The organism is Vreelandella lionensis (genome assembly GCF_044543515.1).
Lineage (GTDB): Bacteria > Pseudomonadota > Gammaproteobacteria > Pseudomonadales > Halomonadaceae > Vreelandella > Vreelandella lionensis.
This window is the reverse complement of sequence record NZ_JBITWC010000029.1, coordinates 1-13,211: the sequence shown is the minus strand read 5'-3', so window position 1 is coordinate 13,211 and position 13,211 is coordinate 1. Positions and strand designations below refer to the sequence as shown.

Genomic DNA, 13,211 nt, shown 5'->3' with positions numbered 1-13,211 from the left:
GCAAACTGATACCGTTTGCATTACCCGCTTACAATCACTTGCTCCCGCAGCTCTTTCGGCATGGAGAACGTAATATTTTCTTCACGCCCCTGCAGCTCAACAGGTGCCGTAGCCCCTAATGCCTGCAACTGATCAATCACGCCTTTTACCAGCACCTCGGGGGCACTTGCGCCAGCGGTGACGCCAATACGTTTTACGCCTTCCAACCACGAAGGCTCGATTTGCTCGGCGTTATCGATCAAGTAAGCGGGGGTCCCCATACGCTCAGAAAGCTCACGTAGGCGGTTCGAGTTCGAGCTGTTGGGGCTGCCAACCACCAGCACCAAGTCGCTATCTGCTGCCAATTCACGCACCGCATCCTGGCGGTTTTGGGTGGCGTAGCAAATATCGTCTTTGCGCGGCCCCTGAATCTCGGGGAATTTCTCTCGCAACCCGTCGATCACTTTGGCAGTGTCATCCATGGAGAGCGTGGTTTGGGTCACGAATGCCAGCGCCGTGGGGTCATTGACAACCAGATTGGCAACGTCCTGCTCATCTTCTACCAAATAGATCTTGCCGCCGTGGGAGGTGTCGTAGCGCCCCATGGTGCCTTCTACTTCCGGATGGCCTTCGTGGCCAATCAGAATGCACTCCTGGCCGCGCTTGGCGTAGCGCAGCACTTCCATATGCACTTTGGTGACCAGCGGGCAGGTGGCATCGAACACTTTCAGGCCACGCTGCTCGGCATCTTGCTGCACCGCCCGGGAAACGCCGTGGGCAGAGAAGATGACGATCACATCGTCGGGCACTTCATGGAGCTCTTCCACGAAGACCGCGCCGCGTTCACGCAGGGTTTCTACTACAAAGCGGTTGTGCACCACTTCATGGCGAACGTAAATCGGCGGGCCGAAGACATCCAGCGCGCGGTTGACGATATCAATCGCGCGGTCAACACCCGCACAAAACCCGCGCGGGTTGGCTAGCTTGATCTGTACGGGCTGAGATGACTCTGATGACTGCATAAAAGCGCCTTGATGCAACCTGCATCGCTCAGGAAATTAGTGTGTGGTGATCGGCGTGACGTTGAGCACTTCAACCTCAAACGTCAATGTACGCCCTGCCAGCGGATGGTTGAAGTCAACTTCTACGCGGTCACCGTCAATAGTTTTGACCACGCCAGGCAATTCCGTTCCTGCTTTATCAGCAAACGACATCACCATACCGATTTCAGGCGCTTCATCACCAAAGTCGGCCCGCTTCAGGGTTTGAATATTCTGCGGGTTGTGCTGGCCAAACGCATGTTCAGGGGTAATGTGAAACGTTCCACTCTGGCCCGCTGCCATGCCTTTAATGGGGTGTTCAAACCCCGGTGGCAGATTGCCGTCGCCATACTGAAACGTGGCTGGGGCCTTCTCTTTGGTGGAGTCGACCACCGTGCCATCTTCCAGCTTCAGCGTGAAGTGCAGGGTAATTTCCATACCGTCGTCAATTAGGTAATCCATGGTGCCTCACTCATTGGCGTGTTAAGAAGATGGTGACTGAGCGGCTTTTTTCCGCCGCCGCTCACCCATAATCGACTCCCAAATTAAGCCCACGGCCCCTAGGGTAATGCCGATATCCGCCACGTTAAAGGCGGGGTAGTACCAGCCCGCCGCATGGAAAGATAGAAAATCCACCACATAGCCATGAATCAGGCGGTCGTATAGGTTACCCAGCGCCCCACCGATAATGAGCGGCAGGGCAATGGCGAGCAGCTTCTCATCCGCACGCACGCGGGATAGCCACACAGTGAGGCCAATGCTGGCACCAATGGCAATCGCGGCAAAGAACCAGCGCTGCCAGCCGGGGTGTTCGGCCAGAAAGCTAAACGCCGCGCCGGTGTTGTGCAGCAGCGTGAGGTTGAAAAACGGCAAGACTTCAACCGGCTGTGCATAGCTTAAAAAGTGGCTAGCGGCATACTTCGTCGCAAGATCCAACACAATGACCGCCACGGCTAGCCATAGCCAGCGCAGCGGCCGCCGCATGGGCGGCCGCTGAGGTGCTTTATGAGCAGGAGAAGAGTTAGGCATAGTAACGAATCTCACCGCTGCCTTCGGGTAAGTTGCTCACACAGCGGCCGCACAGGTCGGGGTGCTCGGCAACGCTGCCCACGTCCGCCCGGTGGTGCCAGCAGCGCTCGCACTTGGCATGTTCACTGGCGCTCACCGCAACCTTCAAGCCTTCAAGCTCGGTGCTTTCGGCATTGGCGGCATCCGCCAGCGGCGCTAGGTGCACTTCGCTGGTGAGCATCACGAAGCGCAGCTCGTCACCGAGCTTCGCCAGCGTCGCGTGCAGCTCGTCATTGACGAACAGCGTCACTTCCGCCGCCAAGCTACCCTTGATCACTTTGGCGTTACGGGCGTCTTCCAGGCACTTGTTCACCGAGTGCTTCACTTCCAGCACCTGCTCCCAGAACGCGCGGCCCATCTCGGCGCCCTCATCCAGCGTGGAAAGCCCAGTGTAGTAGGTCTCCAGCAGCACGCTATCGCCACGCTCGCCGGGGATATGTTCAAAGATCTCCTCGGCGGTGAACGACAGAATCGGGGCCACCCAGCGGCTCAGCGCTTCCACCACATGGTAAAGCGCGGTTTGCGCGCTGCGGCGGGCCCGCGAGTCGGTTTGGGTGGTGTACTGACGATCCTTGATCACGTCCAGGTAGAAGCCGCCCAATTCCCGCGCGCAGAAGCCGTGCACCTGCTGGTACACATCCAGGAAACGGTACTCTTCGTAGGCGGTTTCGATGCGGCCCTGCAGCTGTGCGGCGCGGTCCACTACCCACTGGTCCAGCGCCAGCATATCGCCAAACGCCACTTGGTCCCGCTTGGGATCAAAGCCGTTCAGGTTGGAAAGCAGGAAGCGCGCGGTGTTGCGGATACGACGGTACACATCAGCAGTGCGCTTGAGGATTTCATCCGAGACGGCCATTTCGCCGGAGTAGTCGGTAGACGCTACCCACAGGCGCAGAATATCGGCACCCAGCTTATCCATCACGCTTTGCGGCGCGACCACGTTACCGATGGACTTGGACATCTTGCGGCCCTGGGCATCCACCGTGAAGCCGTGGGTCAGCAGCTGTCGATACGGGGCATGGCCATCAATCGCCGCACCGGTGAGCAGCGACGAGTGGAACCAGCCGCGGTGCTGATCAGAACCTTCCAGGTACAAGTCAGCTCGCGGGCCGCTTTCATGGCCGTGGGGGTGCGAGCCGCGCAGCACGTGGCGGTGGGTGGTGCCCGAGTCAAACCACACGTCCAGCGTGTCGGTGACTTTTTCGTAGTCAGCAGCTTCTGCGCCAAGCAGCTCGGAGGGTTCGAGCTTGAACCACGCCTCAATGCCCTCTTGCTCCACGCGCTTGGCGGCTTCTTCCATCAGCGACACGGTGTTCGGGTGCAGCTCACCGGTTTGCTTATGCAGGAAGAACGGAATCGGCACGCCCCAGTTACGCTGGCGAGAGATACACCAATCCGGGCGGTTGGCGATCATGCTGTGCAGGCGCGCTTGCCCCCAAGCAGGAGTAAACTCGGTCGCTTCGATACCGGCCAGCGCGCGCTCGCGCAGGGTTTTGCCATCTTTACCCTGAATATCCATACCGACGAACCACTGGGCCGTGGCGCGGTAGATCACCGGCGTTTTGTGGCGCCAGCAGTGCATGTAGCTGTGCTTAATAGGCGTATGTGCCATCAGCGCGTTTACGTCACGCAGCTTCTCGATGATGTTCGGGTTGGCTTTCCAGATCATCTGGCCGCCGAAGAACGGCAGGTCATCCGCGTAAACGCCGTTGCCCTGCACCGGGTTCAGCATGTCGTCAAAGCTCATGCCGTGCTCGCGACAGGTGACAAAGTCATCCATACCGTAAGAAGGCGCAGAGTGAACGATACCGGTACTGCCGACTTCAGACTCCACGTAATCCGCCAGATAAACCGGCGAGAGGCGGTCGTAGAACGGGTGGCGGAAGTTGATCAGATCCAGGTTTTTGCCCTGAGTCGTCGCTACCACCTCGCCTTGTAAACCAAAGCGCTCTAAGCAGCTCTCGACCAGTTCTTCGGCCAACAGCAGCAGGCGCTCGCCGGTATCCACCAGCGCGTAGGTAAAGTCCGGGTGAACGTTCAGCGCTTGGTTGGCGGGAATGGTCCACGGCGTGGTGGTCCAGATCACCACGGCGGCGGGCTTTGATAGCTCGCTTAAGCCAAACGCTGCCGCCAGCTTGTCGGCGTCTTCCACGGGGAAGGCAACGTCGATGGCATCGGATTTTTTATCGGCGTACTCGACTTCCGCCTCGGCCAGCGCCGAGCCGCAGTCGAAACACCAGTTCACCGGCTTCAGGCCTTTAAAGACGTAGCCCGCCTCGACCATATCCGCCAGCGCGCGGATCTCGCCCGCTTCGTTGGCGTAATCCATGGAGCGATATGGATGATCCCAGTCACCGATGATACCCAGGCGCACAAAGTCCACCAGTTGGGTTTCGATTTGGGCACCGGCGTACTCACGGCACAGCTCACGGGCTTTATCCGCCGGAAGGTGCTTGCCGTGGGTGGTCTCGACCTTGTGCTCAATGGGCAGGCCGTGGCAATCCCAACCCGGCACGTAGGGCGCATCAAAGCCCGCCAGGTTTTTGGACTTAACGATAATATCTTTGAGAATTTTATTAACGGCGTGACCGATATGGATACTGCCGTTGGCGTAGGGAGGGCCATCGTGCAGTACAAACAGCGGCGCACCCGCACGGGCTTCGCGCATGCGCTGGTATAGGTTCATATCCTGCCACTGGGAAACACGCCCTGGCTCCTGCTTCGGCAGCATGCCGCGCATGGGAAAGTCGGTTTCTGGCAGGTTTAGCGTGTGCTTATAGTCCATAGTCCGGTCAGCCGTCGTTAGTATCGGCGTCATCCGCCGAAGTGAAATCAGAAGAAGCGGTCTCACGCCCAAGCGGGGCCGAGGCCAGCGGAAGAGAGGTCGTTAGATCAGCGTCGGCGGTCGCAAAGTAGCGGCGCGCCTTGGCTTGGTCCTGGTGAATCTGTGCTTTTAGCGCGTCAAAATCGTCAAACTTCACTTCCCCCCGCAGCCGTGTGCAGGGGTAAACCGTCAGCCGCTGGCCATACAGATCGCCAGAAAAATCCAGCAGGTGCACTTCCAGCGTAGGGCGTTTAGACCCTACCGTAGGCCGAAACCCGACGTTCGCTACGGCGGGGTGGCGCTCGCCATTCGCCAATTCGGCCACCACCGCAAATACTCCCCGTAGCGTCAGCGGCTGGGGCAATAGCGGTAGGTTCGCGGTCGGTACACCAATAGTGCGCCCCAACTGCTGGTCGCGCACCACGCGGCCATGCAGCGAATAAGGCCTGCCCAACAGGCGGGCGGCCACTTCAAAGTTACCGCTGGCCAGCAGCGTACGCACTCGGGTGCTTGATACCCGCTCGTCATCGACTTTGAAGGTGCGAGTATGCTCTACGCCAAAGCCATGAGTGCGCCCCACGGCTTCTAACAAACTGAAATCGCCACGACGATCACAGCCAAAACGGAAGTCGTCGCCCACCACTAGATGCTTAACGCCCAGCCCATCAATCAACACCTGATCGATAAACTCGCGCCCGGTGAGGCTGCGCAAGGCATCGTTGAACGGCAGGCAAAGCACTTGCTCGGCACCGTGGTCGCGCAGCAGGCGCACTTTTTCCCGCAGGCGCGTTAAGCGCGGCGGCGCCTGGTCACCGGCAAAAAACTCGCGGGGCTGAGGCTCAAACACCACCACGGTCAGCGGTACGTTCAGGCGCGCAGCGTGCTCGCGGCACTGCTGTAGAATCGCCTGATGGCCGCGATGCACGCCATCGAAATTACCAATGGTCGCCACGCAGCCACGATGGGACGCTGTCAGATTGTGCAGACCTCGAATGACGTGCATGGCACCCCTGTTTAAAAGCATTAGGTTTTAAAAGCGTTGGCCGTTTTCAAAGCGTTTGATTATAACGAACGCGCTGCTCTGGTGCAGAAGAAGATAATAGCGCTCACGCGCCTGCCCCTTTCCTAGCCGTTCATTTTAAAGTGGCGAAGCCGCAGGCCAAGCGCCGTTAACCAGATAAAGTAGAGCCCGCCCCCGAGCACTACTAGCCCGGCCACCCAGCGGACGCGCTGCCATAGCCCAAACTCTAACCACACCTGCCAATCAGGTGAGACTAACATAAGCGCCACGCTCATCAGCACGCTGCCGCCGACTAACTGCACCGCGTAACGCCCCCAACCCGGCTGAAACACCAGCACCTGCTGGCGGTAAAGCAGATACCCCAGCAGCCCCGCGTTTAAAAATGCAGATAGCGCAGTGGCCAACGCCAAGCCCGCGTGGGCCAGCGGCCAAATCAGCAATAGGTTGAATACCATGTTCGCGACCATGGCGATAATGCCTACCTTCACCGGTGTTTTGGTGTCCTGGCGGGCGAAGAAACCAGGCGCTAGCACCTTAATCAGCATAAAGGCCACCAGCCCAAAGGCATAGGCACGCAGGCTCATGGCCGCCATCTGAATATCGTTATCGGTCATCGCCCCATAGTGGAACAGGGTAATCAAAAACGGTTCAGCCAGTATCGCCAGCGCTAGGGCTGCGGGCACGCCCAACAGCAGCACCACACGAATCGCCCAATCCAACATGGCGGAAAAGTGCTCGGTGGACTGCTCCGCATGACGTTTGGAAAGCGCTGGCAGAATAATGGTGCCAATAGCCACGCCAAACACGCCAAGCGGCAGCTCTACCAAACGGTCAGAGTAGTAAAGCCATGAGACGCTGCCCGCGGCCAACAGCGATGCCAGCACCGTATCCAGCAGCAGGTTGATCTGGGATACCGAGACCCCAAACAAAGCCGGCACCATCAGCTTCAAAATGCGCTTCACACCATCGTGGGCGAAGTTAGGCCACGGCGTCGGCAGCAGCCCCAAGCGCAGCAAAAACGGTACTTGGAAGGCGAGCTGAGCGGCCCCGGCAATCAATACGCCCCAGGCCAGCGCCATGGCAGGCTCTTCCATTAGCGGCATTAACAATAGCGCCGCGCCGATCAGCGAAATATTCAGCAGCACCGGTGTAAATGCGGGCACTGCAAAGCGGTTCCAAGTGTTTAGCACGCTGCCGGAGAAGGCAGTTAACGAAATCAGCAGCAGGTAGGGAAAGGTGAGCCGCAGCATATCGGCGGTCAGCGCCAGCTTTTCCGGGTCTCGGCCAAATCCAGGAGCAAACAGCCATACCAGCCAGGGTGCGCCCAGCATCGCCAACGCGGTGATTAGCGCCAGCAGCGCGGTTAGGCTCCCCGCTACCGCATTCAGCAGTTCACGGATCTCCTGCTTGGTGCGCTGGGTGGAGTACTCAGAGAGCACCGGCACAAATGCCTGGTTAAACGCCCCTTCTGCAAATAAACGGCGCAGAAAATTGGGAATTTTAAACGCCACAAAGAAGGCGTCTGAGCCGTTGCCCGCGCCCAGAAACGTTGCCACGACCACATCGCGCACCAGCCCCATCACCCGGGAGAGCATGGTCATCGCGCTGACCACCAACCCCGAACGCATTAGCCCGCGGCGTGGTGGCGGCATATTGGCATGCTGTGGTGTATCGGCGCTCATCAGGTTATTCCCTACAGGCTAAATAGAGATGCACATATCGCCCGGTAGGCGAAGTTCAGGCACAAAAAAACCGGCCGCAGCCGGTTTTTTTATGGCGCCTGCCGGCTTACGCCGCCAGAGCCTTAATGCGCTTGTTCAAGCGGCTTTTCAGACGTGCAGCTTTCTTCTTAGAAAGAACGTCTTTATCAGCAATACGGTCAACGACCGGCTGCATTGCCTTGAACTCTTCCATCGCTTTGCCATGGTCGCCAGTGTTGATCGCTTTGATCACACGCTTGATGTAGGTGCGGACCATGCTGCGCTGGCTGGCTTTCAGGACGCGACGAGTCTCGGCCTGGCGGGCGCGCTTGCGTGCTTGCTTGCTGTTCGCCACAGGTATCTCCTTGGAGAATAAGGGCTGCCTAAAAACGGCAACGAATTTACTATGTGTTTGTCGGATGGCATTGCCAAGTCACGACATTTCCTTAACAACCAATTGATTCAGCAGCGTTTCTAACTCTGCCAAATAGTGTAACGAGCAGTCTTATGGCTGCCCGCTCACGGGTCTTGTCTGAGAGGATGGCGTAGTCTATCACGCGTAAAGCGGGCTTGCTAGCCGCTGTCAATCCTTTTCGAGCGCGCCGCTAAGGCAATGCCTGCCCAGTGGGCGCCAAAATCTTGCGCAAAAAGCGCCGCGTACGCTCATCCTGTGGATTCGTGAACAGCTGCTCGGGAGGGGCCTGCTCGACAATCTGGCCTTCATCCATAAACACCACGCGGTCGGCAACGTCTCTAGCAAACTGCATCTCGTGGGTCACCACAATCATCGTTTGCTGCTCGGCGGCTAACTGCTTCATGAGGCCAAGCACTTCTTCTACCCACTGCGGGTCAAGTGACGAGGTCGGCTCATCAAACAAAATGACATCGGCATTCGCCGCCATGGCACGACCAATGCCTACCCGCTGCTGCTGGCCGCCGGAAAGCGATGCGGGGTAGGCATCCGCTTTATCTGCCAAACCAATGCGCTCCAGAATCTCCCTTGCTCGGGCATGGGCCTGCGCCTTGGGCAGCTTATCCACCACAATCATGCCTTCGCTAATGTTCTCCAACGCCGTTTTGTTGGCGAACAGGCCGTAATTCTGAAACACAAAGGCAGTGCGGCGGCGCAGCGCCAAAATATCCCCACGGCTGGCTTTACGCGCATCAACGCGCAAATCACCGACGGTGATATACCCTGCCTCTGGGCGCTCTAGAAAATTGATACAGCGCAGCAAGGTGGACTTACCGGTGCCCGATGGCCCAATAATGACGATGATTTCACCCTGTTCAAGGTGTAAATCAACATTGGTAAAAACCGGCTGCTGACCAAACTGCTTACTGACAGACTCAAGCGTAATCATCGCTGGTACGCCTTATTCAGATACGTTTCTAAGCGGCGCTGGCCCCAAGAGAGCGCTTCCACCACCACCCAATAGATAATCGCCACCAGCAAGAAAGCTTCTAAGTATAAAAAGCTGCCCGATGCCTCTTTTTGGGTCGCGCCCATCAACTCCGTCACGCCCAGCGTGAAGGCCAGCGAGGTCGCTTTAATCATATCGATGAAGTAGTTCATCAGCGTGGGCGTGGCAACGCGAGTGGCCTGGGGCAGTATAATCCGCCGCATCAGCTGCGACTGGGTCATACCAATCGAGAGCGCCGCTTCGGTTTGGCTACGGTCGATACCCACAATCGCTGCACGAATGGATTCCGCCATATAGGCAGAAAAGTGCAGCGTCAGGCCCAATACCGCAGCGGTGACGCCATTGATGGAAATCAGCGCATTAATCAGTTGAGGCAGGCCGTAGTAAAACAGAAACAGCTGCACGAGCAGCGGCGTGCCGCGAAAAAACGAGATAAACAGCAGCGCCGCGCCGTTCAAGACAGGGATTTTCGATACCCGCACGACCGCTAATAAGCAGGCAATAACCAGAGCAAACACCATGGCAATACTCGCCATCTGCAGTGTCAGCGGTAAATAACTGAGCAGGACCGGCAACAGGCCCCACATATACTCCACATTTAGCATCATCGTATCGCTTATAAGCAAAACGGCCGTGGCAATGCCACGGCCGCCATCATCAGGAGTTAGCCGTGCTTATGGCTGGTTTATTGCTGCGTGATGTCAGTATCGAACCATTTTTGAGATATTTCACCCAGCGTGCCGTTTTCACGCAGCTCCTCAAGTGCGGCGTCAACACGGTCGCGCTGCGCTCGCCCTTCTTCATCGTCACGGAACGGTAGCGCATTTTCGATGGTGGTAAACGGCTGCCCCGCCAACGCCAGCGGCAAACCGCGCTCGCTGATCACTTGGCTGGCACTCACTCGGTCCATCACAAATGCATCAACACGGCCTAGCGCCACATCCTGCTCGACGTTGGATTCGTAGGTGCGGATATCGATCTCGTCGGCATTCGGCTGCTCGCGCAGCAGCTGCTCGTAGTTAGACCCTAAGTTCACTGCCACGCTTTTACCGGACAAATCCTCAACGCCGTTGATGGTGTCGTTACCTGCACGCACGACCACTTGGGCACCGTCGTACACATAAGGCGCGGTAAAGGCATATTTGGCTTTGCGCTCATCAGTAATGGTGATTTGGTTGGCAATAGTATCAATGCGGCCAGATTCCAACATGCCTGCCAAGCCCGAGAAGCTAGCGGTCACGAACTCAATCTCGTCGCCGGTGATCTCCCCTACCGCATTCATCACATCGACTTCGAAGCCTTTCAGTTCATCCTGCTCGACATAAGTAAACGGGAAGTAGCCACCGGACATGCCCACCCGCAGTGTGTCGGCCTGGGCAGCCACGGAGACTAACCCTGCAACGCCTATGGAAAGAGCAACGACAGTTTTTTTCAAACGGCTCAGATTCGCCATATTTTTTCCTCTTTCGGGGTCGATACACCCAGCTTGAAGGTGGAAACGCCGATGCAGGCGTTCCTCAGCCTATTACCGGCGCAATGGTGACAAGATAGCAGCAAAAAAGAAATAACCGAGGTATGGAAGGAGTTCCAGCGAGAAAGTAGAAGACGCTAGCTTATGGGCTAGGGCTCAGCATCCCCATTGTATGCTCACGCTGCTGCTTGATAGCGCTGTCTAAAATATCCAACAGTGCCTGGTAATCATCCGGTAGACGATGTCACTCATTGCCATGCCGACGGGCTACACCCAGGCAAGGACTTGGAGCAGACGCTAAAACGCTACTGTTGGCTGTACAATCACCATATACCTATGAAGATGCTGCACCATTAGTCGCCGCTTTCAGCGATGAAGGATGGTAGGCCAAGCAGCCAACTATGCAGGACTCGACTCTTAAAGCAAAATCTCAAACGTCTTCAAAGCATTAACTGTTTCAGGCAGCTTCTGGTTTAGCAGTAAACCAAGGTAATCATTGGCATTGAATGGTGGTTTTTTAAGGCTTTTACGGTGATTCTGAACGGCTTGAATGATATGTCCTGGACTCAACGACAGCATATCGGCAATAAACAACCGTATAGAAGGAACTCATTAATAGCCCAACCCCAGCGCCTGATCAAGCTCAGACAGCTCATTGAGTGCCTGTAGCCGCTTGTTATCTATTGCCTGCTTATAGTGCATTACATCTTTGTACTTTACCTTTCTACGGTTCCCTGAGCGATGATACGGAATATGGCCTTCATCTAATATCTTAATCAGCGTAGGACGCGACATCCCCAGCATATCGGCTGCTTCTTGGGTGGTCATTTCAGCATGAACGGGAATGAGCTTCACGGTATTGCCATCACCAAGCTCTGTCAGGATATCCACCAAGAGGCGCAAGGCGCTGACAGGGACTTCCACTTGGTGAAGCCGCCCCTCTTTGTCAGATATAGCGACCTGCTGGGAAGAGGCAGCGGTCTCAACGTAAGCGGCCAGCTCTCGGCTTGATAATTTTGCTAATGTCGCTTCCTCTTCACTGGGAAGCAGTGTCGACATGGCGGACATAACTTCTCTCCTTTCGGCATGTGTGTTGTTGTCACAATACACACAGGCTGAAGGTTATTCGAATTATTCGAATAAGGATATGGCCGAGGTTATCTTCTCCTCCTGGTACAAGCATGCTCGGACTGCTCAGCTCACTCTATACCGACACTCTATACCGACCCACTTGGTAGGCGTCACGTTTCCCAGCGTTAAACGGCAGATTGTCGCGTTTGACGTGGAGACGCTTTAAGTTAGGTTTAGCCAGCAATGAAATAGTGGTAAAACATGCGTATTGAGACAGGAGTAGGCATGGCCAACAACCAGCACGACACCGGCTACAAGGAGCTGTTCAGCTACCCTGAGTTCGTTCAGCAGTTAATGGAAGGGTTTGCACCTCCAGAAATCGCCCAACTGATGAATTTCTCTACGCTCAAAAATCACAGCGGCAATTACATCACGCCCCTGTTCGAGGAGAAATTCGAAGACGTGGTGTGGTCGGTGGAGGTCACCTGGGAAGGCCTCACACAAGAGGTTTATCTCTACATCCTGCTAGAGTTTCAGTCGACCGTTGATCGCACTATGCCGATCCGGCTGATGCACTACGTCGCCTGCTTTTACGACCACCTGCTCAAAAATGGCACCACCACCCCGAGCAAAGGGCTACCACCCATTCTTCCTATCGTGCTGTACAACGGCTCTGAGCGCTGGACGGCACGCCAGGATATCTACGACATGGTGTACCCGGAACCACCAGCTTTTCTTCAAGTCTATCAACCACACCTACGGTATTACCTTGTGGATGAAGGGCGCTATACTGATGAAGAGCTGGGGTTACGCCCAACACCGCTGAGCGGCGTGTTCAGTATTGAAAAGGCGTCTGCCGACAGGAAAGGGCTGCAGCAAGCCGTTGATCGCATTGTTGCCATCATACAAGCCTCCCCTGATAAAGAGCGGATAGACAACATTATCACCCGCTGGCTCAAACGATATCTTCAACGGTTGGGAGCCAAGGCAAACCTAGACCAGCTCACAAGCTTGATGGAGGACAAAGACATGTTGGCAGAGAATCTTGAAAACTGGGCGCAGCAAGAGCACCAAGCGGGCATTGAAAAGGGCACAAAGCTGGGCATTGAAAAGGGCACAAAGCTAGGCATTGAAAAAACTGCTCGCAACTTGCTGAAGCTTGGAGTGCTTAGTAACGAGCAGATTGCCGAGGTAACAGGGTTAGCAATAGAAGACATTTCCAAGTTGCAAGCAGAGACACAACACTAACGGGCTGTTAACAAACCTAGTTCAGTTCCCAAGCTTGGGAGGACAAAGACATGTTGGCAGAAAATCTTGAAAACTGGGCGCAGCAAGAGCGCCAAGCGGGTCGTCAAGAAGGCCTGCAAGAGGCGGAGCACCGTGCGCTGGAAAGTAACGCAATGCCACTCGTAAACTCATTGCACTTACCGAAATGAGCGAACAGCTTATCGCAGATATTGAAGAACTGCCTGTGGAAGGAATTGAGAAGCTACGCGCCGAAATCAAACATTAAATACATTCTGAACCGTACCGGGATTCCCGGAGGCTCCAAACCTTGAGAGGATGGAGCCATGAGCAAATCAAATCGATATTCCCCTGAAGTTCGCCAGCGGGCG

Annotated in this window: 13 protein-coding genes; 2 read left to right on the top strand and 11 right to left on the bottom strand. The window is 56.1% G+C overall.

The window, feature by feature from the left end; translation table 11 throughout:
- Positions 1-20 precede the first annotated feature (20 nt).
- The 11 genes from ispH to ACIGG6_RS15970 all read right to left on the bottom strand — a co-directional run bounded on the left by ispH (position 21) and on the right by ACIGG6_RS15970 (position 11,592).
- Positions 21-1,001: a 4-hydroxy-3-methylbut-2-enyl diphosphate reductase gene (gene ispH / locus ACIGG6_RS16020; RefSeq protein WP_399845804.1), complete on the bottom strand. Its 981-nt coding sequence runs from the start codon at positions 999-1,001 to the stop codon at positions 21-23.
- Positions 1,002-1,037: 36 nt separating this feature from the next.
- Positions 1,038-1,481 (bottom strand): FKBP-type peptidyl-prolyl cis-trans isomerase, encoded by a 444-nt coding sequence (fkpB, locus tag ACIGG6_RS16015; protein ID WP_044630334.1) that lies wholly within the window; start codon positions 1,479-1,481, stop codon positions 1,038-1,040.
- A gap of 21 nt (positions 1,482-1,502) precedes the next feature.
- Positions 1,503-2,048, bottom strand: coding sequence for a signal peptidase II (gene lspA / locus ACIGG6_RS16010; RefSeq protein WP_399845801.1), 546 nt, complete (start codon positions 2,046-2,048; stop codon positions 1,503-1,505).
- A complete protein-coding gene (gene ileS / locus ACIGG6_RS16005) occupies positions 2,041-4,872 on the bottom strand; it encodes an isoleucine--tRNA ligase (RefSeq protein WP_399845799.1) in 2,832 nt (943 codons plus the stop codon). The genes lspA and ileS overlap by 8 nt, the downstream gene beginning before the upstream one ends.
- Before the next feature lie 7 nt (positions 4,873-4,879).
- A complete protein-coding gene (gene ribF, locus ACIGG6_RS16000; RefSeq protein ID WP_399845798.1) occupies positions 4,880-5,914 on the bottom strand; it encodes a bifunctional riboflavin kinase/FAD synthetase in 1,035 nt (344 codons plus the stop codon).
- Between the two features lie 122 nt (positions 5,915-6,036).
- Positions 6,037-7,614 carry a murein biosynthesis integral membrane protein MurJ gene (gene murJ / locus ACIGG6_RS15995; protein ID WP_137094893.1) on the bottom strand — a complete coding sequence of 526 codons (1,578 nt, stop codon included), beginning with the start codon at positions 7,612-7,614 and terminating at the stop codon, positions 6,037-6,039.
- 106 nt (positions 7,615-7,720) lie between these two features.
- The gene (rpsT, locus tag ACIGG6_RS15990) at positions 7,721-7,987 is read right to left on the bottom strand and encodes a 30S ribosomal protein S20 (RefSeq protein WP_083024671.1); all 267 of its coding nucleotides are present in this window, start codon (positions 7,985-7,987) and stop codon (positions 7,721-7,723) included.
- Positions 7,988-8,237: 250 nt separating this feature from the next.
- Positions 8,238-8,993 carry an amino acid ABC transporter ATP-binding protein gene (locus ACIGG6_RS15985; RefSeq protein WP_399845795.1) on the bottom strand — a complete coding sequence of 252 codons (756 nt, stop codon included), beginning with the start codon at positions 8,991-8,993 and terminating at the stop codon, positions 8,238-8,240.
- On the bottom strand, positions 8,990-9,658 hold the full coding sequence (locus ACIGG6_RS15980; protein ID WP_399845842.1) for an amino acid ABC transporter permease: 669 nt from the start codon (positions 9,656-9,658) through the stop codon (positions 8,990-8,992). The genes ACIGG6_RS15985 and ACIGG6_RS15980 overlap by 4 nt, the downstream gene beginning before the upstream one ends.
- Before the next feature lie 80 nt (positions 9,659-9,738).
- Positions 9,739-10,506, bottom strand: a complete 768-nt coding sequence (locus ACIGG6_RS15975) for an amino acid ABC transporter substrate-binding protein (RefSeq protein ID WP_399845794.1) — start codon at positions 10,504-10,506, stop codon at positions 9,739-9,741.
- Between the two features lie 630 nt (positions 10,507-11,136).
- Entirely contained in the window at positions 11,137-11,592 is a 456-nt protein-coding gene (locus ACIGG6_RS15970) for a helix-turn-helix domain-containing protein (RefSeq protein ID WP_399845792.1), read from the bottom strand.
- Between the two features lie 288 nt (positions 11,593-11,880).
- Here ACIGG6_RS15970 and ACIGG6_RS15965 point away from each other — a divergent pair, with 288 nt between their 5' ends.
- Positions 11,881-12,843 (top strand): Rpn family recombination-promoting nuclease/putative transposase, encoded by a 963-nt coding sequence (locus ACIGG6_RS15965; RefSeq protein WP_399845790.1) that lies wholly within the window; start codon positions 11,881-11,883, stop codon positions 12,841-12,843.
- Positions 12,844-12,893: 50 nt separating this feature from the next.
- On the top strand, positions 12,894-13,031 hold the full coding sequence (locus ACIGG6_RS15960; protein WP_399845788.1) for a hypothetical protein: 138 nt from the start codon (positions 12,894-12,896) through the stop codon (positions 13,029-13,031).
- The last annotated feature ends 180 nt before the right edge of the window (positions 13,032-13,211 follow it).